Origin of the sequence: Thermobacillus sp. ZCTH02-B1, from assembly GCF_002159085.1 — a bacterium.
Lineage (GTDB): Bacteria > Bacillota > Bacilli > Paenibacillales > Paenibacillaceae > Thermobacillus.
This window is the reverse complement of record NZ_LZRU01000019.1, coordinates 177,960-202,068: the sequence shown is the minus strand read 5'-3', so window position 1 is coordinate 202,068 and position 24,109 is coordinate 177,960. Positions and strand designations below refer to the sequence as shown.

General features: G+C 66.1%; 20 protein-coding genes. 3 read left to right on the top strand and 17 right to left on the bottom strand.

Annotated elements, in window-relative coordinates:
• Positions 1-8: 8 nt before the first annotated feature.
• The 3 genes from A9Z00_RS09245 to A9Z00_RS09235 all read right to left on the bottom strand — a co-directional run bounded on the left by A9Z00_RS09245 (position 9) and on the right by A9Z00_RS09235 (position 2,350).
• Positions 9-1,433 (bottom strand): arsenic transporter, encoded by a 1,425-nt coding sequence (locus tag A9Z00_RS09245; protein WP_296976230.1) that lies wholly within the window; start codon positions 1,431-1,433, stop codon positions 9-11.
• On the bottom strand, positions 1,426-1,578 hold the full coding sequence (locus tag A9Z00_RS09240) for a hypothetical protein (RefSeq protein ID WP_296976227.1): 153 nt from the start codon (positions 1,576-1,578) through the stop codon (positions 1,426-1,428). Before A9Z00_RS09240 ends, A9Z00_RS09245 begins: the two co-directional genes overlap by 8 nt.
• Positions 1,579-1,684: 106 nt before the next feature.
• On the bottom strand, positions 1,685-2,350 hold the full coding sequence (locus tag A9Z00_RS09235; RefSeq protein ID WP_296976225.1) for a hypothetical protein: 666 nt from the start codon (positions 2,348-2,350) through the stop codon (positions 1,685-1,687).
• Between the two features lie 935 nt (positions 2,351-3,285).
• Here A9Z00_RS09235 and A9Z00_RS09230 point away from each other — a divergent pair.
• Complete coding sequence (locus A9Z00_RS09230) at positions 3,286-4,464, top strand: CotH kinase family protein (protein WP_296976223.1); 1,179 nt, start codon at positions 3,286-3,288, stop codon at positions 4,462-4,464.
• A 114-nt stretch (positions 4,465-4,578) separates the two neighbouring features.
• On the opposite strand, the gene A9Z00_RS09225 is transcribed toward A9Z00_RS09230, so the two are convergent.
• The 4 genes from A9Z00_RS09225 to A9Z00_RS09210 all read right to left on the bottom strand — a co-directional run bounded on the left by A9Z00_RS09225 (position 4,579) and on the right by A9Z00_RS09210 (position 9,530).
• Complete coding sequence (locus tag A9Z00_RS09225) at positions 4,579-5,925, bottom strand: MFS transporter (protein ID WP_296976220.1); 1,347 nt, start codon at positions 5,923-5,925, stop codon at positions 4,579-4,581.
• A gap of 51 nt (positions 5,926-5,976) precedes the next feature.
• On the bottom strand, positions 5,977-6,552 hold the full coding sequence (locus A9Z00_RS09220) for a hypothetical protein (RefSeq protein WP_296976217.1): 576 nt from the start codon (positions 6,550-6,552) through the stop codon (positions 5,977-5,979).
• A gap of 154 nt (positions 6,553-6,706) precedes the next feature.
• Entirely contained in the window at positions 6,707-7,138 is a 432-nt protein-coding gene (locus A9Z00_RS09215; protein WP_483316290.1) for a DUF350 domain-containing protein, read from the bottom strand.
• A 43-nt stretch (positions 7,139-7,181) separates the two neighbouring features.
• Positions 7,182-9,530: an endonuclease MutS2 gene (locus tag A9Z00_RS09210; protein WP_296976211.1), complete on the bottom strand. Its 2,349-nt coding sequence runs from the start codon at positions 9,528-9,530 to the stop codon at positions 7,182-7,184.
• A 219-nt stretch (positions 9,531-9,749) separates the two neighbouring features.
• Here A9Z00_RS09210 and A9Z00_RS09205 point away from each other — a divergent pair, with 219 nt between their 5' ends.
• Together A9Z00_RS09205 and A9Z00_RS09200 are read left to right on the top strand one after the other, a co-directional pair.
• Positions 9,750-10,112 (top strand): phage holin family protein, encoded by a 363-nt coding sequence (locus A9Z00_RS09205; protein ID WP_296976208.1) that lies wholly within the window; start codon positions 9,750-9,752, stop codon positions 10,110-10,112.
• 370 nt (positions 10,113-10,482) lie between these two features.
• Complete coding sequence (locus tag A9Z00_RS09200; RefSeq protein WP_296976205.1) at positions 10,483-10,875, top strand: cupredoxin domain-containing protein; 393 nt, start codon at positions 10,483-10,485, stop codon at positions 10,873-10,875.
• 89 nt (positions 10,876-10,964) lie between these two features.
• Here the strand turns inward: A9Z00_RS09200 and zapA are convergent, their stop codons facing one another.
• The 10 genes from zapA to A9Z00_RS09145 all read right to left on the bottom strand — a co-directional run bounded on the left by zapA (position 10,965) and on the right by A9Z00_RS09145 (position 23,746).
• A complete protein-coding gene (gene zapA / locus A9Z00_RS09195) occupies positions 10,965-12,056 on the bottom strand; it encodes a cell division protein ZapA (RefSeq protein WP_296976194.1) in 1,092 nt (363 codons plus the stop codon).
• A 149-nt stretch (positions 12,057-12,205) separates the two neighbouring features.
• Positions 12,206-14,644: a phenylalanine--tRNA ligase subunit beta gene (gene pheT, locus A9Z00_RS09190; RefSeq protein ID WP_296976191.1), complete on the bottom strand. Its 2,439-nt coding sequence runs from the start codon at positions 14,642-14,644 to the stop codon at positions 12,206-12,208.
• Between the two features lie 22 nt (positions 14,645-14,666).
• Positions 14,667-15,701 (bottom strand): phenylalanine--tRNA ligase subunit alpha, encoded by a 1,035-nt coding sequence (gene pheS / locus A9Z00_RS09185; RefSeq protein WP_296976188.1) that lies wholly within the window; start codon positions 15,699-15,701, stop codon positions 14,667-14,669.
• A gap of 460 nt (positions 15,702-16,161) precedes the next feature.
• Entirely contained in the window at positions 16,162-16,827 is a 666-nt protein-coding gene (locus A9Z00_RS09180; protein ID WP_296976185.1) for a YcnI family protein, read from the bottom strand.
• Positions 16,828-17,050: 223 nt separating this feature from the next.
• On the bottom strand, positions 17,051-18,043 hold the full coding sequence (locus A9Z00_RS15875) for a response regulator (RefSeq protein WP_483316289.1): 993 nt from the start codon (positions 18,041-18,043) through the stop codon (positions 17,051-17,053).
• Positions 18,044-18,059: 16 nt separating this feature from the next.
• Positions 18,060-18,902 carry a sensor histidine kinase gene (locus tag A9Z00_RS09165; RefSeq protein WP_296976182.1) on the bottom strand — a complete coding sequence of 281 codons (843 nt, stop codon included), beginning with the start codon at positions 18,900-18,902 and terminating at the stop codon, positions 18,060-18,062.
• A gap of 59 nt (positions 18,903-18,961) precedes the next feature.
• A complete protein-coding gene (locus A9Z00_RS09160; RefSeq protein WP_296976179.1) occupies positions 18,962-20,611 on the bottom strand; it encodes a copper resistance CopC/CopD family protein in 1,650 nt (549 codons plus the stop codon).
• 129 nt (positions 20,612-20,740) lie between these two features.
• Positions 20,741-20,956, bottom strand: a complete 216-nt coding sequence (locus A9Z00_RS09155; RefSeq protein WP_296976176.1) for a cold-inducible protein YdjO-related protein — start codon at positions 20,954-20,956, stop codon at positions 20,741-20,743.
• 186 nt (positions 20,957-21,142) lie between these two features.
• Positions 21,143-22,519: an NADP-specific glutamate dehydrogenase gene (gdhA, locus tag A9Z00_RS09150; protein ID WP_296976174.1), complete on the bottom strand. Its 1,377-nt coding sequence runs from the start codon at positions 22,517-22,519 to the stop codon at positions 21,143-21,145.
• Positions 22,520-22,762: 243 nt separating this feature from the next.
• Complete coding sequence (locus A9Z00_RS09145; RefSeq protein WP_296976171.1) at positions 22,763-23,746, bottom strand: diaminopimelate dehydrogenase; 984 nt, start codon at positions 23,744-23,746, stop codon at positions 22,763-22,765.
• Positions 23,747-24,109 lie beyond the last annotated feature (363 nt).

Below are 24,109 nucleotides of genomic sequence, written 5' to 3'. Positions count from 1 at the left end.
CCTCCTTCCTATCCGATCCATTGTGTCCAGAGATGAAGCGCCGCCAGACTGACGAACAGCCCCGGCGGAATGACCAGCAGCGCGGTCCGGACCCAGGCTCCCCATCCGAAGCGGATGCCGTGCTGCTTCAGAATGAACATCCAGACGAGAGCGGCCAGCGTGCCGAGCGGCGTCAAGAGCGACCCGACGTCGCTGCCGATGATGTTCGCCAGATAGGCGATCTGCAGCGTGCGCCCGTCCAATCCCATGTCCGTCAGCGCCATCGTCCCGATCATGACGGACGGCAGGTTGTTGATCAGGTTTGACATGAGCGTGAGCAACCCGCCTGTCCACATAATCGACATGAGTCCCCCGGCCGCGATGTACGGCGCGGCCTGCGCGGTGATCCAGTCCGTCAACCCCGCGTTCCGCATGCCCGTGACGACGACGTAGACGCCGAATGCAAACAGGAGGATATGCCAGGGCGTCTTGCGGATCAGATCCGCAGGTCCGATGCCCGTCCATCTCCAGCGTATAAAAATAAGCGACGCCGCACCGGCAACCGCGATCCATTCGATCGGGATGCCGACCGCCTCTCCGGCGAAGAGGGACGCGCGGATCAGCACGACGAACGCGATGCACGTCTGGAAGAGGCGCCAGTCGGGCAAGTCGCCGCCGGCATCGCGAAGCGGATGGAACGGCGTCCTGCCGGACTCGATCGCCGATTCGGGAAGCCATCTGCCGGCGGCGGCACGCGGATCGATCAAGTTGCCGTCTTCGTGTGCGCCGCCCGCCTGCCTGCTTCCCTCCGGCAGCACGGCGATGCGCTTCGGGATCGCGCGCCAATGGATGAGAAGCAGCACCAGGGCGATGACCGCGATGCCGGCCAACGACGGCGGAATCATCAGCAAGGCGTACGTGTTCAGGTCGAGACCGACGATCCTCAGCGCGATCAGGTTCGCAAGATTGCTGACCCCGATTGGCGCGCTCGCGGCCGTCGCGACCATCGCGCCGCCGATCAGGTAGGGAATCTGCTGGTGGACCTTGAGCCTGAGCAGCCTTGCGACCTGGATGATGATCGGCGTCGTGATCAGGATGCTGCCGTCGTTGTTAAAAAACAGGGTCATCAGGAAGCACAGCGCCATGATGACCCAGTAGAGCCTTATGCCGGAGCCGCGCGCATACCGGATCACATTGTACGCCGACCACCGGAAAAAGCCGATGCTGTCCAATACGATCGACATGACGATCGTGCACAGGATGGTGACGACGGCACCGCTGACGATCCCGAACACCTCGCCGATCTCCTGCGGCTTGACGATGCCGATCAGGAGCAGGGCCAGCGCACCGCCGGCCGCCGGATACGCCTCGCTCATCCCCTTCGGCCGCCAGATGAGCAGGGTGATGGTGGCGACGAAGATCGCATACGCGCTGTACGTCTGAATCTCATGCATGATCGCGCGCCTCGCTCGGGACGGCGAGTTCCAGTCGATCCGCCCGGAGCGCGGCGGCGGCCGGTTCGGGTCTGCTGTCCGCGGGCAGCTTCATCAGCGCGTACAGCGGAATGCCCGCCAGGATGATGAGCAGAGCCGTGATCATGCGGATTCCCCCCTTGCGGGGCCGGCCGACGGGCCGGCCCGAAATGGATGATGATGAAACCGAGAAATGCCGATGTTGGCGGAAATGCGATATCGCTTGCGCCGAATCAAAGCGGCGCCGAAATCGTCACCGCCGCATTATCGCTTGTGGCCGGCGCCGCCCCCGCGCCGGCGCCGCGGCTGCCGTGACGCCCCTTGCTGCCCTGTTGTCCCCGGCTCGCCTGGCGCCCCCGGCTGGCCTGCGATCCGCTGCCGCTGCCGGAATCCCGGCCGCCCGAACGTTGACCCTGCGAACGCTGGCTGTCGTCTTTGGACTTGTCGTCGCTGCCGTCCCGCCGCGCCAGGCTCACCGTCCGGATATGGAACAGCGGAATGCGGATGACCTCCTTGCCGGAGACGAGCAGCAGCGTGTCGGGTCCGACCTCGACGATGAAGCCGGTCACCTTTTCGGGACCGCCCTGGTTGATCTGCACGAAATGCTTTGTCAGCCGGCGGAGGACGTCATGGAAGCTGTGTGCCACGATATACCCCGTCCGGCCGATGGTGCGCCCGATCGATTGGTTCGTCTTGCCCTCCGTGATGCTCTTGATGTGGTGCGTGTTCACATAGACGACGCCGTCCTTCGTGAGCAGCACGATGTAATCGGCATGCACGGCGATCAGCTTGCCGACAATCGATTCCGGACCGCCGCGGTTGATCTTGATGGTCTTGCCGATGAACGACAGCAGGTAGCTGACATGATGCCCGCCGTAACGGAACATCGGATAGAACATGCTTCATCCCTCCATTAAAGACTTGTGGACGCGTGGATTCCGGACAGTCGAACGAATGCCACCCTCCTTCGATCCGGTAAGTGCGGACATCCCTCCTGTCCTTGTCCCCTGTCTGGCGTCATGAAGGATTAAATGTAATACAAGCTTATGTGGCCGGTTGACAAGCGGTACTGGTTGAACAACCATTTCGCGTCAAATTGTGTTCAAGGCCAGTCCGACCGGACGGTGCGGTCATAGCTTGTATTAGCTCACGGCAAGAAGGAGGGATCTGCATGCCGGACAGACAAACCAATGGCGAGGGCCGGCGGACGCGTGGACCGCGGACACCCGGGCAACGGACAGCGGGTCAACGCACACAGGGACGTACGCCCGGACGGACGGCGGGTCAACGCACACAAGGACGTACGCCCGGACGGACGGCGGGTCAGCGTACGGCCGGCCGCACGCCCGGACAGCGAACCGCCGGACTGCGGACGCCCGGGCAACGGACGGCGGGTCAGCGCAACGCGGGCGGAAACACCGCCGTTGAACCCGCCGCCGAAGGACGCACACCCGGACGTCGCACGCGCGGCCGCACGCCGGGACGGACAGCGGGTCGTCGCACGCGCGGCCGCACGCCCGGACGGACGGCGGGTCAGCGCACGCTCGGTCTTCGCGCCGGCGATCAGGATCAGGGAACCGGCGAATCGGGGGCCGGAGACGGAGGCGAAGCCGGCGCTCCAACGCGCGGCCGGCCGGCGGTCCGCGGGACCGACTGGCCGTATACGGGGAGCTACTGGCCGGACGGCTGGTATATCACCGCTCCCGGCAAACGGCGGAGGTGACCGGGACGGCCCCGGCAGCATAGCGTAACAATGAGAATAGCCTATCGTCGCATGACGATAGGCTTTCATCATGTTCGGACCGCACGAACGCATGCCGGGAGGACGATGTCCATGCCATCCGCATCCCTGCCCAGCCGGCGCCTCCGCGTCGACCCCGCCTGGTGGGAGGCACTGCACCGCAATCCTTGGGACGACCTTGAAGCGGATGTGCTCGTCGACGGCAACATTCCCGCCAGGTTGAAAATCCGCGGCGGCCACACCCGGAGCTATCCCAAGCCGTCCTACGAGCTTCGCGTCACGGGCGGCCACACGTTCCACTGGAACGCCGAATACGACGATCCGTCGCTCATCCGCAACGCGCTTTCGTTCTATTTTTTCAATCTGATCGGCCTGCCGGCTCCGAAGACGACCCACTGCCTCCTGTATGTCAACGATCGTCCGCTCGGCGTCTATCTCGAGATCGAGGCGGTCGTGCCCGCATTCTTCCGCGCGCGGAACATCCGGTACCGCTCCATCATGTACGCCGCGAACGACAGCGCCCACTTCGGGCTGGAATCGCCCGAAACCGGAAACCCGAAGCGCTCGCTGTTCGAAGGCTACGAGCTGGTGGCCGGAGGCGAAGCCGCCAGAGAGCGGCTGGAAGCGTTCATCCGCGATCTGAACCGGCTCAAGGGTGCCGCGCTGAAGCGGCTGCTCGCCCGCCGCGTGGACGTCGACCACTATCTGAAATGGCTGGCGGGCGCCGTCCTGACCGGCAATTACGACGGATTCGAGCAAAACTACGCGCTCTACGAGCATCTGCCTTCGGGGAAATACCGCATGCTGCCGTGGGATTACGAGGGGACCTGGGGAAGGAACTGCTACGGGGAGATCTGTCCGGCCAGCCAGGTGCGGATCACGGGGTACAACACGCTGACCGCGAAGCTGCTCGGTTTCCGGGAGTACCGGGAGCGCTATTTCCGGCTGCTCCGCAGGCTGCTGGCCGGTCCCTTCACCGAGCGCAGGCTGATGCCCGTCGTCCGCCGGATGATGAACAACATTGCGGCGGCCGTGCGGGAGGATGACACGCGCAAATACGATTACCGCGAGTTCTTGAGGGAGCCGCGGATCATCCGCCGCTATATCCGGGAGCGGCGCGCGTTCGTGCTGCGCGAGCTCGCCCGCCTGACGGGCGGGCAGGCCCGCGTCGCGGCGGCCGGGCGGCCCGGAAAGCCAAACGGAACCCGGGGACCGCGAAACGGAGCCCGGCCCGGAATCCGCGGCAGGCGCGCGGACATGCCGGCGCTGTGAAAGCAGGACGGACGCCGGGAACCGGCAAAGCGGGACCCGGCCCGGCAAACGCGCCGGCGCGATGCCGCGTGCGGCCCGGGCAGGCGGAGATGCGCCGGCGGACGGCCTGCCGTGTCAGGCCGACAGTTGCCGGCGCATGAACAGCCAGCCCGCGAGCGGAGCGGCGCCTACCGCCAGCAGCAGCCAGGCGAGCGCGGCGGGCGATTGCTCCCGGGCGACGACGGCAAGATAAATCGCCAGGCCGAGCACCCTTCCCGCGCAAAGCCCGGTCTCCCGCAGCACGATCAGCTCCTCGCGCCGCTCCACATCCTCGTCCGTCCTGCCGACCAGATCGAACACGGCCGAAGTCATCGGAATGATGTACAGCGGCATGAACAGCGCCGTGCCGACGCCGGTGGCGAGCAGCGCCGCGTATCCGGTGTCCGCGAGCAGAATCGCGGGCAGACCGGACACGGCCGCGGCGCCCGCGAGCATGGCCGCGCGCCGGAAGCGGGGGCGCAGCAGCCGGCCGGCCAGCCAGAAGGAGCCGAGCGCCGTGAGCGAGGTCCAGAAATTGTAGCCGCCCACGCTCTGTTCGCGGCCCGTGGCGAAGTAGACGAGCAGTCCGAGCAGGAACAGCCAGACGCCTTCCCGGAGCCCCTGCGCGGCGAGTGCCGGCACGGCGGAGCGCCACGGGTTGTCCTTCGTCCGCAGTTGGCTGAGGCCGTAGGACCAGTCGAACGCGCCGCCCGTTCGCCTCTTCTCCAGAAACAGGCTGAGCAGCGCCGCGCCCGCGAACATCGCGAGCGACGTCGCGAACACGATCCGGTATCCCCTGGTGCCGCCGGACAGGGTGATGAATGTGCCCGACAGCCACGGGGCCGCCATTCCGGCGAGCGACGTGAGAAGGCCGGCCCAGCCGTTGAACCGGTCGCGGTTCTCGCGGTCGGTGATCTCGAAATAGACGACGTTGTAAGCCAGCCAGAACAGGCCGACGGCCAGCCCGTTCAGCGCCCCGAGCGCCGCCGTCCACCCCGCGGCCGCGTCGCCGAGCAGCAGCACGGCCAGATAAAAAAGGGCCGATGCGGCAAGCCCCGCCCGAAGCGCAATCGTCTTGTCATGCCGCTTGACCCAGGCTCCGGCGAGCCAGAACGCGCAGCCCGACGCAAGATGCTGCGCCAGCGCGAACCAGCCGACGGCCGCGTGGGACTGGCTGGCTTTCCACAGATAGACCGGCACGAACGTGCCGGACAGCGCGCCCGCCGCGGCGAACATGCCCTGCACCGCCAGCAGCAATACCGCCTGCCGGCCGAGCGCGGGCCGGGACGTGTGCGGATCGCCGCCGCGCACCCGGCCGGCCAGCGCGCGCGGCGAGCGCGCAAATGGGGCCGTGCGGCCCACGGAAATAAATTTGCCCTGCGCCATCGCCAGCCTCCCGTAGACTCCGTCTTCCCTAAGTTGCCCGTTCGGGCGGGAAGTCATGTCATGCGGGATCCCGGCCCGGGCGCAGGGCGCCGCCGTTCGATCCTTCGGTCAATCCCGTTTCGCTTCGCCGCCGTCTTCGTCGTCGCCGCCGAGATTGTCGAGCAGCCGCTCACGGTCTTCCGGGGCGAGCAGGGTGTGCATCTGGTGGCAATTCGGACAGACGTACCAGATCAGGCGGAACGGCGCGGGCAGGAGCGCCCGCTTCAACGCCGGCGGCACGGTCGGCTGCCAGCCTTCCGCGCCCACGGTCTGCGTGCCCGCCTCGATCATGTACTCGCGGCAGGACGGGCATTCCGGCACTTCCAACTGTTCGATCAAAATCTTCTCGAGCTTGCCCGCCAGCGCGATCAGCCGCAGGTTGACCGGACGGAAGCCCTCCAGGTCCGAATCGCCCGCGAACCGGCCGCGGTCGCCGCGGTCCTCCGAATCCGCGCTCTTCTGCTCTCCGCCTTCGCCTTCGTCCGCCAGACCTTCGTTCCGCTCCAGTTCCACGCTGATCGTCCGGTAATCGCCGAGCTCATTTTCGCAATACGGGCAAATGTTCTCCTCTCCGGTCTCTTCGTCCCAGGCGATCTCCGTCTGACACCATGGACATATCGTCGTGTGCTCCATCCGATCCGACATCCTCCCGGCCGCTCCGGAGCCTGATTCGCCTCCGGGCGGAAGTATCGCATCACATCAAATACACAACGCCCGCAATGATGAAGATCGCCGCAATGACCAGCAGCGTCCCCCACAGATACTTCAACGCTCGTTCCTCCCCGCCGGCGCTTGCCGCTTATGACAGGACGGTCGCGCCGATGACATAAGAGAGCGAGATCGAGATGATCATGGCGATGAAGCCGACCGCCCGGTTATCCCGCCTCAGTTCGTCGTCGATGCGGAACACGGGCGTGAAAAATTCGAACAGGAAATAGGCGACGAGCAGCAGCACGAAGCCGAAAGCCGCCCAGAGAATCGACTGGTACAGCGAATCGCCGGACTGGATCGAGAAGCGGAACAGGTTGCAGATGCCGAAAATTTTGCCCCCCGTCGCCATCGCCACCGCCAGGTTGCCGTTCCGGATCTCGTCCCACGTCTTGTACCGGACCACCAATTCGAAGCAGTAGAGGAAGATGATCAGCGCGATGATCGCAACCGAAAAATAGGCGACGAACGCGAAGTACGGATTGCCGAGCCATTGGTCCAAAGCCTGCTCCACCGTGATCATCCCCCTTTACGCGCCCGTGCCCGGAGCCGTCCGGGCCCGGCGGCTATTTCAGTTCGGCGACGGTCACGCCGATTCCTCCTTCGCCGTAGGTGCCGTCGCGGAACGATTTGACGAGGCGGTGCTTGCGCAGAAAGTCGCGGATGCCCGCGCGGAGCACGCCGGTTCCCTTCCCGTGGATGATCGTGACCTGCCCGAGGTTCGCCAGGTACGCTTCGTCGAGGAAGCGGTCGACCTCGAGCAGCGCGTCCTCCAGCGTGCTGCCGCGCAAATCCAGCTCCATGCGCAGGTCGCCGCGCGTGCGCTTCAGGCTCGCCGCCGGCTGCAGCTCCTTCGCTTTCGCCGGCTGCACCTTCTCCAGGTCGGTAAGCGCGACCTTCATTTTCATGATGCCGAGCTGGACGAGCGCTTCCGACTCCTCCACCTCGAGCACCGTCCCCTTCCGGTTCAGGCTGACGACCGTCACTTCGTCGCCCGGCTCGACGCGGGCCGGCTTCCGGTCGCGCCGCGCGTCCGGCTTCGGCGCAAGATCCGGCACCGCCTCGTCGAGGCGGCGGAGCGCCTCGGTCAGCTTGTGCTCCTTCAGCGACGCCGCTTCCTCCATCGCCATTCGCCTGAGGTCCGCGATGATTGCCTCCGCCTCGCGGCGCGCCTTCGCGACCGCCTCGCGCGCCTCCTCCTGCGCCTTCCGCAGCAGCCGGTCGCGCTGCTCCTCGAACCTGCGAAGCTCGGCGGCATGCCGCTCCTTCAGGCGCTCCATCTCGGCGCGCAGCGACTCCGCGGTCCGGCGCTCGGCCTCCGCGCTCCGGCGGTCCTCCTGGAGCGACGCGATCATGTTCTCGACGCGCCGTTCCTCCTCGCCCACCTCGCCGCGGGCGCGCTCGATGATCGATCGCGGCAGGCCGAGCCGCTCGGCGATCGCGAACGCGTTGCTCCGGCCCGGCACGCCGACGAGCAGCCGGTAGGTCGGGCTGAGCGTCCGGATGTCAAACTCCATGCTGGCGTTGATGATGCCGGGGCGGTTGTAGGCGTATGCCTTCAGCTCGCTGTAGTGCGTCGTCGCGACGATCCGGCAGCCCATCCGGTGGATGTGCTCGAGGATCGCGATCGCGAGCGCCGAACCTTCGGCCGGGTCGGTGCCGGCGCCCAGCTCGTCGAGCAGCACGAGGCTCTTCGGCGTCATTCCGCGCAGCATGCGGATGATGTTCTTCATATGTCCGGAGAACGTGCTCAGGTTCTGCTCGATGCTCTGCTCGTCGCCGATGTCGGCGTAGACCGCGTCGAACACGCTGAGCTCGCTGCCGTCATCCGCCGGCACGAACAGCCCGGACATCGCCATCAGGCTGAGCAGGCCGATCGTCTTCAGGGTGACCGTCTTGCCGCCCGTATTCGGGCCGGTGATGACGATCGCCGTGTACGATCCGCCGAGCTCCACGTCCAGCGGCACGACCGACTCCGGCGGAAGCAGCGGATGGCGCGCGCGCTTCAGCTTGAGGTAGCCGCGGTCGTTCATCCGCGGAAGCGAAGCCCGCATCTCGCGGGCGAGCCGCGCCTTCGCGAACGCGAAATCGAGCGCCGCGAGCAGCTCGAGGTTCGCGGACAGATCATCGGCGTGATCCGCCGTTTCGGCCGTCAGCCGCATCAGGATGCGCTCAATCTCGCGCTCCTCCGCGATCTTCAGCTCGCGCAGCCGGTTGTTCATCTGCACGATCGACTCGGGCTCGATGAACAGCGTCGCCCCGGAGCCGGACTGGTCGTGCACGATGCCGCCGAAATGCGCCCGATATTCCTGCTTCACCGGGATGACGTACCGGTCGTTGCGGATCGTGATGATCGCGTCCTGCAGCATTTTCTGGACGGAGGGCGTGCGGATGAGCTGTTCGAGCTTCTCGCGGATGCGCGCCTCTCCTCCCTTGAGCTCCCTGCGGATGGCCGCCAGCTCCGGGCTGGCCTGGTCGACGACGTACGCCTGCTCGTCGATGCAGCGGGCGATCGATTCCTCCAGCTCGCGATGTTCGGTGATCCGTTCGGCCAGTTCATGGAGAAGCGGCAGCGGATGTTCGCCGTGAATCTGCGCGATGTGGCGCTTCACGAGCCGGCCGCCGCGCGCCGTCCCGGCGATCTCCAGGAGCTCCGCCGGACTCAGCACGCCGCCGATCTTCGCGCGCTTCAGGGCGGCGCGGACATCCGCGATGCCGCCGAAGGGCGGCGCTCCCTTCAGCCGTTCGGCGGCGAACGCCTCGTCGGTCGCCCGGAGCCTCCGGCCGACTTCCTCCGGGTCGCCGGCCGGCTTCAGGCTTCCGCACAGTTCCGCGCCGAGCGACGTTTCGGCATGCGCCTTGAGCCGCTCGATGATTTTCGGGTACTCGAGGATGTGCAAGAGTTTGCCGTCCACCCGTCACAACTCCTCTCAGCCCCCTATTATAGCCGATGCGCGGGACGGGTGCCATCGAGCCGCTCACGATGTGCGGGACGGATTTCGTCAGCGCGATGCAAAACCTGCCAAACATGAACCCTCCGATTGCGGGAACACTAACGCCGAACCCGCATCATTTCGAGGCGGAAGCGCAGCCTTTATTCGCATCTCGCATCCCATCCCAAGGAGGAAATTGCGATGAACATCATCGGAACCATCGTTCGTTTCGTCGTCTCGGCGCTCGTCCTGATGGTCGTCGACTGGATCGTTCCGGGTTTCGACGTGGGCGGGTTCTGGAGCGCCCTGTTCCTTGCCATCGTGATCGCGGTGCTCGGCTGGATCGTCGAAGGCCTGTTCGGCAAGAAGGTTACGCCGTTCGGACGGGGGATTGTCGGATTTCTGGCCAGCGCGGCGGTCATCTGGATCGCCCAGTTCATCGTCGGCAACGTGGAAGTGTCCTGGCTCGGCGCCATCCTGGCCGCACTCGTGATCGGGATCATCGACCTGTTCATCCCGATCGGCTCGCCGTACGAAGCGGGCAAAGCGGGCAAGAAATCCTGAATATCCCGACCGCACGGACACGCGACGGCGCCCGCGTTCCGCCGGAGGCGCCCCGGGCATACGCCCCGCCGCGGCCGGAGGCAGCGCGGAAGACGACCCGGTTCCGGCCCGGCCGCCGCGCCATCCGGCGGACGGCATGCCGCGGATCGTTTTCCGCGAATTTCTCCGCGAACGCCGGCCTTCGCCCGCTTCACCGCCGTTCGGACGGAGCCGCTTTCGATGCAGCTTTCCGGGGGGAAAGCTGTTTTCGCGTTCACGCATTTGTCAAACTTCATCCAACAGTTTGTCACGTCCCGCTTTGAAAAATCCGTTACAATGATAAATGTCACAAACCGTGAAATTTTTTCGGTCCGATTCGGAGGGAAGCGGGATGCGGATACGATTTCCGGCGGCCGCGGCCGCGGCGCTCGCGCTGGCCTGCGTGCTTGCCGCGTGCGGAAACGGCGGGAACAAAGCCCCGGAGGGCATCATCATCGACAAATCCAACCAGACGCAGACGGACAGCGTGCTGGAAGTCAGGGCGAGGAATTTCGAATTTGACCGTTCCGAGTATCGCGTGAAGTCCGGCGAAGCCGTGCGGTTCCATTTCGTGAGCGAAGAAGGGGTGCACGGCATCGAAGTGCCGAAGACCGGCATCGAGCTCCGGGACGGCCAGACGGTGACGGTCACGTTCGAGCAACCGGGGGAATACGAGATCATCTGCAACATTCCGTGCGGCGTCGGCCACGCGAAAATGTTCGCGAAGCTGATCGTCGAGGCGTGATGTGGCGACGGGGCCGGGGATGCCTCGCTTCAGCCCTCTCCGGGAAAAAGGTCGGTCGGGATCCGTGCATCCCGACCGACCTTTTCGTTTCAGCCGTTCGATTCGATCAGCTCGATCCATTCGTTGAACTCGTTCTGCAGCTTCGCGTATTCTTCCTTGAGCCGGGTGTGCTCGACGTTCAGCCGATCGTAGGCTTCCTCGAGCTCCGCGATCCGGCTCTCGGCGCCGTCCTTCGCCTGCCTGAGCTGCTCCTCGACGGCCTCCAGCTTCCCGCGCAGCGCGTCCGCTTCCGCGCGGGCGCGCCCGGCCTCCGCTTCGAACTTTGCCGCCCACTCGGCCGCGCGCGCGTCCGCCTGCCGGCGCTCCTCCTCGAGCGCCCCGGCGCGGGCGCGCCACTCCTCCGCTTCCGCGGCGGCAAGCTCCAGCTCGCGGATCCGCTCCTCCAGCCGCAAGGCCCGCCCCGCCTGCTCGTCGCGCTCGCGGGTCAGGCGCTCGAAGCTTCCCTGGAGCTCGCGCAGCTTCTGCTCGAGCTGCCGGACCCGGCCCCGCAGTTCGCCGGCCTCCCGCCCGGCCTGCTCCGCATCGTTGCGCCGCTCTTCCGCCTCGCGCTCCGCCGCCTCGGCCCGTTCGCGCAATCCGGCGGCCTCGCGTTCCCGCTCCTCGGCCTCCCGCCGCAGCTCCGCGATCTGCTGCTCAAGGGCGGCTTCCCTCGCCTCGGCTTCCCGCCGCAGTTCGGCTTCCCGTTCCTCGTACATCCGCCGCCAGTCCGCCTCGGCGGCCGCCAGCCGCTGATCCGCTTCGCGGCGGCGCTGCGCCGCTTCCTCCTGCGCCCGCTGCCGCTCGGCGGCCATCTCCTGCCGCAGGCGCTCCCGCTCGGCCAGAAGCCGATCGATCTCCGCCCGCGCTTCCGCGAGCTCCTCCTCCGCCTTCCGGCGCCGTTCCGCTTCCTGGCGCAGCCTCGCCGCCTCCTCGCGCAGGCGGATGACCTCGTCCGTCATGTGAACGGCGGTCAGCACGGCAATCCGCGGCATGTCCAGCCGGGGAAACTGGCGGGCCATCCGGTTCATGTAATCGTCCACCGCCTCCGCCACGCGCCGGATGTGCTCTGCGCTGGCATGGCCGGTCAGGCGGTACTGCTGCCCGAATATATCGACGGTCACCCGGGTGCGTTCGGCCTCCATGATCGGTCGCTCCTCCCTTCGTGTCGTTGCGATCGGCGGCGCCGCGCCTGTCGGGGCGCAGAGCATGCGGCATCCAAGCACAAAGCCGCACCGAATATCCGACGTCATTACTTCGATGCGGCTTTGACCGTTTCCTGCCTGCCGGCCGCCTACTTGCGCAATTCGGCGCCGAACGCGCGGGCCAGCCGGTCGACGATCGCGGCGTGGCGATCGTTCACTTCCTCGTCCGTCAGCGTCCGCTCCGGATGGCGGTAGACAAGCGAGAACGCGACGCTCTTCTTGTCCGCGCCGAGCCGGTCGTCAACGTACACGTCGAACACGTCGACCGACTCGAGCAGATCGCCGCCCGCTTCGCGGATCGCCCGGAGCAGGCCGCCCGCTTCGACCGAGCGGTCGACGAGCACCGCGAGGTCGCGCTCGACGGACGGATAGCGCGGCAGCGGCTGCTGGGTGATCGCCGTATCCGCGTGCGCGTACAGCTCATCCAGCGCGAGCTCGAACACGTAGGTGTCGTCCAGCTCCTCCTTCCGCTGGAGGTCCGGATGCAGCTGGCCGACGTAGCCGACCAGCGCCTCGCCCGCGCCGGTGTCGAGCCAGATCTTCGCGGCCCGGCCCGGATGCAGGTTGTCCGGCGCGGCCGCTTCGTAGCGGACCCGCCCGCTCAGGCCGAGCAGATCAAAGATGAGCTCGACGACGCCCTTCGCGTCGTAGAAATCCACCGGCTCCGCCTTGACGTTCCATTGCGCGTCCGTCCGGCTGCCGGTCAGCAGGCCCGCGATCCGGTGGCTCTCCCGCGGCAGCCCCGTGAGCCGTTCCTCGTTCGTGAGGAAGACGCTGCCGATCTCGAACAGCCTGAGATCCGTGTTCTTCCGGTTCCGGTTGTAGATCGCGGCATCGATCAGGCTCGGCACGAGGCTCGTGCGCAGCTCGCTCCGGTCCTCGCTCATCGGCATCGCGACCCGGATCGGCACCGCGCCCTCGGCGAGCAGCGTAAACATGCGCGTTCGGGACGGATGCGTGAGCGAGTAGGTGAACGTCTCCTGCAAGCCCGCGTCGGCCAGCCTTTCCCGGAGCGCCCGGCGGATCGCCTGCGGTCCGGTCAGCCGGCCGGCCGTCGTGCTGCCTTCGATCGCCGTCGCCGGGATGTTGTCGTAACCGTAGAGCCGCGCGACTTCCTCAATCAGGTCCTCGGGAATGGAGATGTCGCCGCGCCGGGTCGGCACCTTGACGGTGAAAACGCCGTCCGCGGACAGCCCGGATTCGAACCCGAGCCGCGAGAAAATGCCCTCCACCTCCTCCGCGGACAGCGACGTGCCGAGGCGGCCGTTGATTTTCGCCAGCGGCACGCGGACGACGGCCGGCTCTCCCTCGCGCACGACGGCCTCGACGACGCCCTCCGCGACCGTGCCGCCCGCGTAGCGCGCCATGAGCTGCGCGGCGCGGTCCACCGCCGGCACGACGCGCGACGGGTCGACGCCCTTCTCGAAGCGGAGACTCGCCTCCGAGCGCAGCCCCAGGCGGCGGGACGTGCGGCGCACCGACGCGGCGTCGAACGCGGCCGATTCCAGCACGACGTTCACCGTCCCGTCCGTCACCTCCGTGTTCGCGCCGCCCATGACGCCGGCCAGCGCCACCGGGCGCTCGCCGTCCGTAATGAGCAGCATGTCCGGGTCCAGCTTGCGCTCCTGGTCATCGAGCGTCACGATCGTCTCGCCCGGCCGCGCGAGCCGCACGTCGATCCGGCCGCCCAGCTTGTCGGCGTCGAACGCGTGCAGCGGCTGGCCGTATTCCAGCATGACGTAGTTCGTGATGTCAACGATGTTGTTGATCGGACGGATGCCGGCCGCGATCAGCCGGTTCTGCATCCATTGCGGGGACGGGCCGACCTTGACCCCCTGCACGTACCGGGCCGCGTAGCGGAAGCAATGATCCGGCGCGCTGATCGTGACGGCGATCCTGTCGGCCGCCTTGACCGGCCCGGCGGTCACGCCCGCATCCGGCAGCTTCACCGCGCGGCCCGTCAGCGCGGCCGTCTCGTACGCGACACCGATCATGCTGAGGCAGTCGGCGCGGTTCGGCGTAAGATCCAGCTCAAGCACCGCGTCGTCGAGGCCGAGCACCTCCGTGATCGGCGTGCCGATCACGCTGTCCTCCGGCAGGACGAGGATGCCCTCCTGCATCTCCTTCGGCAGCAGCCTGTCGTTGATGCCGAGCTCCTTCGCGGAGCAGATCATGCCCTGCGATTCGACGCCGCGCAGCTTCGCCCGCTTGATCGTGACGCCGCCCGGCAGCTTTGCGCCGATCAGCGCGACCGGCACCTTCTGCCCCGCGGCGACGTTCGGCGCGCCGCAGACGATCTGGAGAATCTCGCCGGTTCCGGCATCGACCCTGCAGACGCTGAGACGGTCCGCGTCCGGGTGTTTCTGTTTTTCCAGCACATGGCCCACGACGACATTCGAGACGCCCCTGTTGCGCTGCTCCACCGTGTCGACCTCGATGCCGCCGCGCGTCAACATCTCGGCCAGCGCTTCGGGCGCAATGCCCTCCAGGTTGATGTATTCCTTCAGCCATTGATACGAGACTTTCATCGCGATTGAGCCGCCCCTTTCCCTACATCCGCGCGAATTGGCGCAGGAACCGCATGTCGTTCAGGTAGAAATTCCGGATGTCGTCCACGCCGTACTTGAGCAGCGCGACGCGCTCGATGCCGAGGCCGAAGGCGAATCCGCTCACCTCGTTCGGATCGTATCCGCCGTACTCGAGGACGCGCGGGTGCACCATGCCGGCGCCGAGAATTTCGAGCCAGCCGGTGTGCTTGCACATCCGGCAGCCGCTGCCGCCGCATTGCACGCAGGTGACGTCGACCTCGACGCTCGGCTCGGTGAACGGGAAGAAGCTCGGCCGGAGCCGGATGCGCGTCTGCGGGCCGAACATCGCGCGCGCGAATTCCAGCAGCGTCCCCTTGAGGTCGCTCATGCGGATGTTCCGGTCGACGACGAGGCCCTCGACCTGGTTGAACTGGAACGAGTGCGTCGCGTCGTCGTCGTCGCGACGGTACACCTTGCCCGGGCAGATGATCTTGAGCGGCGTCCGCCCGTTCATCGCCCGCATCGCGCGAATCTGCACGGGCGACGTCTGCGTGCGGAGCAGGATCTCGTCCGTGATGTAGAACGAATCCTGCATGTCGCGCGCCGGATGGTCCTTCGGCAGGTTGAGCGCCTCGAAGTTGAAGAAGTCCGTCTCGACCTCCGGACCTTCGGCGATCGTGTACCCCATGCCGAGGAACACGTCCTCGATCTCGCGCGTCACCCTCGTGAGCGGATGGATCGCGCCCGCCGGCGGCTTCCGTCCCGGCAGCGTGACGTCGACCGTCTCGGCCTTGAGCCGGCGCGCCGTCTCCTCCTCCCGGAGCTGACGCAGCTTCTCCTCGATCATCCCTTCGATCGCGGCGCGCACCTCGTTCGCGATCCGGCCGACGACCGGCCGCTCCTCGGCCGTGAGGCCCCCCATGCCGCGCAAAATTTCGGTGAGCGCGCCCTTCTTGCCGAGATATTTGACCCTGAGATCGTTCAGACGGGCGGGGTCGCCGGCCTCCGCCAGCTCCCGCAGCGCTTCCTCGCGGAGCGCTTCCAGACGTTCCTTCATCGCGATTACCTCCGGACTTGTGCTGTCTTGGGCTTCAACAAAAAATCCTCCCGCCCCGAAAGGGACGAGAGGACCGTGGTACCACCCTTCTTCCAGCCGCGGCGGCAACGGACGCGCGATTCATGCCGCGCTTCCGCGCGCCTTCCGGCCGGCGACGCACGAGGCGATCGCAGCCGGCGGCTGCTCATTGTGCGGATAACGGACCGCGCCGGGCACAGCCTACTGGGGAACCGCGGGCTTTTTCACCATGCGGCATCCCGTTCAGCGGCCTGCTACGGAGGGAATTTCGGCAGCCGGCTGACGCGGGGACGCTCTCAGTCTCCGGCGTCCCTTCCCTGTGCGCCCCTGTGACTGCTTACTCGTCTCCGTCATCGCATTTCGACCGGATTGCATTGATATCTATTATAGACAATTGGATACGGTTTGCAAGTGCGGCGCGGGCGTCGCAGGCAAGATGCCGTCAGTTCCGGGCCCGCTGTTTTCTTTTTTCCAGGTAGAGGACCAGCGAAAGCGTGAACGCCGTAATCGACAATATCCACGACACGATCAGCATCACGAGCATGCGCGTGTCAGCGGAACCGCCGTCCCCGTCGTTCGCCGCGGAAGCGGCGCCCTGCGTTCCGCCGTGGCCGTCGTCGACCGGATCGCCGGGCACGACGACGGTGACCGGCGCGGGAGTGGGCGAATCGGTGTCCGGCGCGCCGATCCATTCGACGACGCTGCCGTCCGCGTAATGCTGGTACGCCTTCCAGACGAGCCGCGTGCCGGGCTCCACGTCGGGCAGCACGCGCCCGGACATGCGGAACTCCGTGAACTCGGTGACGTCGAGCCCGTGGCCCGGTTCGGCCGTCCAGGTCACTTCGGTGATCGCCTGATCGGCATTGCGCTCGAATGCGACCGTCCAGCCCGGCTTCGGCTCGAACCGGCTGACGGACACGCCCTCGGGGAACACGACGCGCACCGCGGTCGTCTCGGTTCCTTCCTTCTCGCTCGGCACGCGCACCGTGAATACCATATACGATCCCTGGACCGCTTCCTGCGGCGAGATCGTCACATGCGCCGAGGCCGGCCATGCCGCCGTCAGGAACAGGGCGAAAGCCGCCGCCGCCGCGATGATTCGCTTCATCAAATCGAATCCCGTCCTTTCCGGTAGAATCGGTTTCGATTCTAGCGCGGCGGACGGGATGCGACATGACGCGAAAGGGCTATAAAATTGAACAATTTATAAACTCGTGCCGGTCACCTGTTCACCACATGCTCCGCGCCGCAGCGCGATGCATTCCCCATCCGTTCCGCCGGCGTCCCGGTCCGGTCCTTCGCCTGCATGAAGCCGACGGGCCCGTGTTTCGTCACCGGGCTCCGTCCCGATCCCCTTCCCTGCCGACGATGCCGGTCTCGTACGCGTACCGCGCCAGCTGCACCCGGTTGTCGAGATGCAGCTTCTGCAGAATGTTCTTCAGGTGGTTTTTGACCGTATGCTCCGACAGGCCGAGATGCTGCGCGATCTCGCGGTTCGACTCGCCGTTCGCGACGCGCTCGAGCACTTCCCGTTCCCGCGCGGTGAGCGGCGTCAGAATCCCGACGGAACGACGGACGACGGGCCGCGATGAAACGGAAGGCGGCGCGAAGGGCGAGGACGCGGCGTCCGCGGAAACGGAAGCTGCGGAAGGTGAATCGGCCCTGCGGGAAAGCCACGACCGCCGCGCCGGCCGGCCCGCCGACGCCGCGTTTCCGGCCGCGTCCCCGGACCGGCCCGAAACCGCGGCATCTCCGCCGCGCCCCGAAACCGTCAAAACTCCGCGCTGCTCCGACCCTTCGCTCCGATGCCGGATGCCGGCGGCTCCGAAGCCGCCTTCCGAATCGCCATCCCGCGCTCCGCCGACGGTGAACGTGTTCAGCAGCATCCGGGCGATCTCCGAGGACAGCGGCGTCTCGTCGTTCGCGATCGCGTGCAGATAGTCCACCCAGACGGACGGCCGGACGTTCTTCGGCAGGAACCCCTGCGCCCCGCAGCGCAGCGCCTCGAACAGGAACGCCGGTTCGTCGTGGGCGGTCACCATCACGATGCGCATGTCCGGATGCTCCCGCTTTACGAGCTGGGCCGCCTCCAGCCCGCCCATGCCCGGCATGTTGACGTCCATCAGCACGATGTCCGGCTTGAGGCGCCGCGCCGCTTCCAGCGCCTCTTCCCCCGATGCGGCCTCGCCGACGACCGCAAACCGCGGCTCCATTTCGAGGATGTCCCGCATCCCCTCGCGCCCGTGCGGGTGATCGTCGACGATCAGAAAGCGGATCCGTCCTTCCCCGCCGGACCGCTCTTCATCCACGTACCTGTCCGCCATTCCGACCTTCCGCCTTTCACTCAGGATCCGGCTTCTCCACCAACACCGCCGTGCCCCCGCCGGGCCCGGAACGGATGTCCAGCTTCCAGCCCATCTCGCCGGCCCGGCTTCGCATCATCCGGATGCCGAACCGGTCGAACGCTTTGAGCTTCGACTCATCCAGCCCGACGCCGTCGTCCGCGATCTCGCACCGGAAGCCTCCGCCCGCCGTCGGCTCCATCGCGACGCGGATCGTCCGCGCGTTCGCATGCTTGCGCGCGTTCAGCACCGCCTCGCGCACGATCGCGAGCAGCTCGACCTTCTCCCTGTTCGTGAGCAGCCGGTCCGGCAGCCTTCCCGCGCACTCGAACCGGATGCCCGCGTCCTCCACCTCGCCGCCGAGCGCCTCGATCGATGCCATCCAGGAGAAATCGCCCGGCATCGGCATGCTGCGCAGATTCGCGATCGACTGGCGGACGTCGTCGTAGACGCGCCGCACCGTCTCGCGGATGGCCGCGGTCACCGCGCGGGCCTCCTCGTCGCAATCCGTCCGGTCCAGCCTGTCCAGCTTGACCGAAAGCAGAAACAGCGATTGCGAGATGCCGTCGTGCAGCTCCCGCGCGAGCTGCTCCCGCTCCTCGAGCGCCGCCTTCAGCATGCGCTCCCGCTGCAACTCCTCCTGCGTCGCCTCGAGCATCGCGAACAATTTCCTCAGCAGCGTGGCCGATACAAGCAGCACGATCAGGGGCGCGAGCAGGTTGCCGAGATCCATCGACACATACGGCAGGAGCACCGTGTGCCGCACATACTCCCACAGCCCGATCGTGACCGTCGGCGTCCAGAGGATCAAATGCTTGATCGTCCGGTAGGACAGCTTCATCGAAACACCCCGCGATACGCGCCGGATAAACTTCACGCCGGAACAGTCTTCGCGCCGCATCAATAATTGCGGAACGGTTCGCGGTGGACCTTCTCGTTGTCCTCCGCGTCGACCACGCGGATCTCCGCCGTCCACCGCCCCGGAAACGGCAGATACGGCCCCTCCGCCCGGTACGTCGATTTCACGAAACCGGAGAAATTGTCGATCTCCGTATCCTCGTACGGCTCGAGCGGCACGTCGATCGGCCCCGCGTCCGGCCGGTCCTCCGAACGGAGCCTGAGCGCGACCGACTTCGGCTCGCCGAGCGGCTCCGGCAGCCACACCTTGACGATAAAGGTGTTCTCACCCGGTACGTTCGGCGTAATCCGCAGCGTCAGGTGCATGTCCTCGCCCATTTTGTGGGCGTAGACCGGTTCGTTCGCCGGCAGCGGGCTGATGTAGGTGAACAGCCCGACGATGACGACGATCGCGGCCAGAATCGCCGCATCGGCCTTGAGCAGCGCGCCCTGCGGCATGCCTCCCCGCCGGAGCCGCAGCCGGATCAGGCCGCCCGCCAGCACGGCCAGCAGCGCAAGCCCCGTCTTCACCAGCAGCAGGAAGCCCCATGCGGTGTAAAAGAGATACGCCGGCCCCGGCAGGAACACCCACGCGCTTGCCAGCCCGCTCGCCGCCATCGCCGCCATCGCCCAGAGGGCCGGCCCGCTGAACACCGCGGCAAACCGCGCGGCCTCCTTCCGGTCTCTGGACCAGAGGCCGGCCAGCATCGCGAGCCCGCCCGCCCAGATCGAAGCGCCCGCGAGATGGACGTAATCGAGCCCGATCGTCAGCCACCCGGGTTCGTAAGCTGCGGCATGCCCGGAAAAGCTCTCCACGAGCAGCAGCGCGCCGGCCCAGAGCCACCCGACCGGACGCGAAGCGGTCCGGGCCAGGGGCCCGATCAGCGCGAGCGCCAGCGTGACGGTCCACGCCCGCCCGATGTCCGTCGCCGTGAACAGCCTGCCCCATTCGGACAGCGGCAGTCCCTCCGTCAGCTCCACGGCATGGAAGAACACATGGACCAGCGCCGCGACGAGGAAGGCGCGCGTCGCCCACAGCCCCCACCGGCCGCTCCAATCGCGGAAGGCCTCTCCGAACGACGCGGAGCGCCGCGGCGCCCACGCCGACCAGACGAACCAGCCGGCCGCGATCAGCAGCGCGCCGTAATAGAACGCCCGCGCGGCATAGATCAGAAATTCCCGGGCGGTGAGCTGCGTCGCAGCGCCTCCGCCGTGCCCTTCGTGGCCGAGCTGCCGGTGCAGATCGAACGCGGAGGCGTCGATCGCCTCCGGCGGATCGCCGACGACGAACACGTAGGACCCTTCCACCGGGTGCCCGTCCGCCGACACCACGCGGTAGGTGACCGTATACAATCCTTCTCCGAGCCGCGGCAGCGGCAACCGAAGGGTGCGGCCGGCGTCCAGCGCTTCCGGATCGCCGTCCGCGACCCGCCCGGATCGGCCGTCCAGCACCCTCACGTAGCCGACCTTCGCGTCGACCGGCTCGTTGAACTCCAGCCGGACTTCATCCGGTCCCGCCTCCAGCCGTTCGCCGGGCGCGGGCGAAGAACGCTCCAGCACGGCGTGCGCCTCCGCCCGCCCGCAGAGCCCCAGGACGGCCAGCAGCGCGGCCAGCAGCACGGCCGGCCACGGTGAAACACGGATTCCCGTCATCTTCTTCCCCTCTTCCGATCACTACCACTATAAATAATCACCCGCGGAACCGCAACAGCGCCCGTCCGTCCGTCCCGAACGAAAAAAAAGACCCGCCGCCGGCAGGTCCACATGTTCCGCGCCCCCGTCCTATCGCGGTTCCTTGTCGCTGACGCGGGGCAGCATCCGCTCGCCCGGCATCATCTCCGAACCGCACATCGGACATTTCGGCTGTTCCTCGAAGGTCAGTCCCTTCCGCATCCAGCACGGGCAGTCCTCATTCGTGCATTCCCAGACTTCCGTCGGGTAGAGCGGCTGCGCATGTTCCCGACCCGAACGCGAAGGAATCCGAGCGCTATGGTTCATGGTAGATCCCGTCCTTTGCAGCATGCGATCGCTGCAGCATGTTCCTCATCCGAATCCCCTCCACCAGATGCTCGAGATGGACGAAGGCATTCCGCCGCGCGGCGGAATGCCCCTGCCAACCCGACCATAACAGAAAAGGGTGCGGCCGTCAACCGCACCCGTACGGATTCCTATGATCTTAGAGGATCATACCACGCCCTGCGCGATCATGGCGTCCGCCACCCGCTTGAAGCCGGCGATGTTCGCGCCGACGAGCAGGTTGCCGGGATAGCCGTACTCCTCGGCCGCCTTCACGCTGCTCTGGTAGATGTTCTTCATGATCTGATGCAGCTTCGCGTCGACTTCCTCGAACGACCAGGAGAGGCGCATGCTGTTCTGCGACATTTCGAGCGCGGAGACGGCGACGCCGCCGGCGTTGGCCGCCTTGGCCGGCCCGAACAGAACGCCGTTCTTCAGGAAGACGTCGATCGCCTCGAGCGTCGACGGCATGTTCGCGCCTTCGCCGACCGCCTTGACGCCGTTCGCGACGAGCAGCCGCGCGGACGCTTCGGAGATCTCGTTCTGCGTCGCGCACGGCAGGGCGATGTCGCACGGAATCGACCAGATGCCTTCGCAGCCCTCGGTATAGGTGGCGTGCGGATGCTCCTTCACGTATTCGCGGATCCGCTTCCGTTCGACTTCCTTGATCCGCTTCACGGTTTCAAGATTGATGCCCTGCGGGTCATAGACATAGCCGTTCGAGTCGCTGCACGCGACGACGCGCGCGCCGAGCTGCTGGGCCTTCTCCATCGCGTAGATCGAGACGTTGCCGGAACCGGAGACGACCACCGTCGCGTCCTTGAAGCCGAGCCCCTTCGACTTCAGCATCTCCTCGACGAAATAGATGAGACCGTAGCCCGTCGCCTCCTTGCGGCCCAGGCTGCCGCCGTAGCCGATGCCCTTGCCCGTCAGGACGCCGGCCTCGATGCTGCCGCGGATGCGCTTGTACTGGCCGTACATGTAGCCGATCTCCCGGGCGCCGACGCCGATGTCCCCCGCCGGGACGTCGACATCCGGACCGACGTACTTGTAGAGCTCCGTCATGAAGCTCTGCGTGAACCGCATGATCTCGTTCTCGGATTTGCCCTTCGGGTCGAAGTCCGATCCGCCCTTGCCGCCGCCGATCGGCTGGCCGGTGAGCGCGTTCTTGAAGATCTGCTCGAAACCGAGGAACTTGATGATGCTCGCGTTGACGGACGGATGGAAGCGCAGGCCGCCCTTGTAGGGACCGAGCGCGCTGTTGTACTGCACGCGGAAACCGCGGTTCACCTGCACGTTGCCGTTGTCGTCGACCCACGGCACCCGGAAGGTGATGAAGCGCTCGGGCTCGACGATCCGCTCCAGGATGTTGTGTTTGATATAGTGCGGCTCCTTCGCGAGCACGGGAATGAGCGATTCGAAGATCTCCTTCACGGCCTGATGGAATTCGCTCTCGTGCGGGTTGCGGGCGATGACGGTCTTGTAGACCCGGTCAACGTACTCCTTCGCCTGCGTCAGACTTTCTTCCGACAGAATCGTCGCCATCCGTTCACTCTCCTTTGACGAATTGCCTTTGCATTTTCACGCTGAACCTTTGCACTTCCGCAGCGATAGTCAACAGTCTAACGCATTGATCGCCGTTGCGCCAATAAATCTTTTTTTGTAACACGATTAAATGAATTTATGACTATTTTTTCCATAAAAACGTGAACCAAAGTAACGCGGTCCGGTTACTTTGGTTCACAACAAATGCAAATTTGTGTAAGAAAACCTACCGCAAATACCGTTTTACAGCAACGTTGCGCGCAGCTCCTCCGGCGACTTCGGCGACAGGAGGCCGAAGGGAATGTCGAACACCGTCTTCGCGCCCGTCACGCCGTCCCGGTGCAGGCGGTAAGCCGCCCGCGCGTAGGCGGTCAGCACGCTGGCCGTAAATTCCGGGTTGCTCTCGAGCTTCAGGCTGAACTCGATGATCTGCTTCGTCCCCTTGCCCGTGATGCCGCTGCGGATCACGAAGCCGCCGTGCGGCATGCCGGCGTGGTCCCGGCGCAGTTCCTCTTCCGTAATGAACGTGACGGTCGTGTCATAGTCGGCGAAGTAGTTCGGCATCGTGACGATCGCGCGCTCGATCTCCGCCTTGTCCGCGCCTTCCTCCGCCACGACGAAGCAATGGCGCGTGTGCTTCTCGCGCGTCGTCAGGTCCGGCGTTTCGCCTGCGCGGATGCGCTCGATCGCCTCGGCGGACGGAATCGTGTACTGAACGCCGGCCTTCACGCCGGGCACGCGACGGATCGCGTCGGAATGGCCCTGGCTGACCCCCTTGCCCCAGAACGTGTATTCCTTGCCCTGCGGCAGAACCGCTTCCGCAAGCAGGCGGTTCAGCGAGAACAGACCCGGATCCCACCCGGTCGAAATGACGCTCACCGTGCCGGCCTTGCGGGCCGCCGCGTCCACCTTCTCGAAATATTCCGGAATCCGGGCATGCGTGTCGAAGCTGTCGACCGTGTTGAACATCGCCGCCATCGCCGGCGTCTGCTCGGGCAAGTCCGTCGCGGACCCGCCGCACATGATCATGACATCGATGCGGCCCTTGTATTGCTCGGCGGCGGATATATGCTCAAATCGAACGCCCGCTTCCCCTTCAAGCCGCGAAGGATCGCGCCGCGTGAACACCGCGACGAGCTCCATGTCCGGATTTTGTCCGATCGCCTGGATGACGCCGCGTCCGAGATTGCCGTATCCCACGACGCCGAGTCTGATTTTGTCAGTCATGTTGCTATCCTCCATTAAAAGGTAAAATGCCGTACCTAGTATAACTGACGCGCCCGGCGCGCCGCAATCGTTTCCGCACCGTCCGGATCAGGAGATGGATGGAAACGCGCATGCAAAAAACGCGGCCCGGGCATGGCCGCGTTTTCCCGATCCGGCGCTTCAGGCCGATCACTCGGCCGTCGTAGCATCGGGCGGGTCCCGCACGGATGCGAAAAACGCCTGTTGGCCGTTTGTTACCAAAAAGGAATTTAACGCCGCGCGGCGAAAACCATGGAAGAAATTCCGAAGTCGCGGGAGGAGACGCCATGCCGGTCCTGAAAATCCCCTGGTGATCCCGTTCGCCTCCCCGGCCTGCCCGTCATG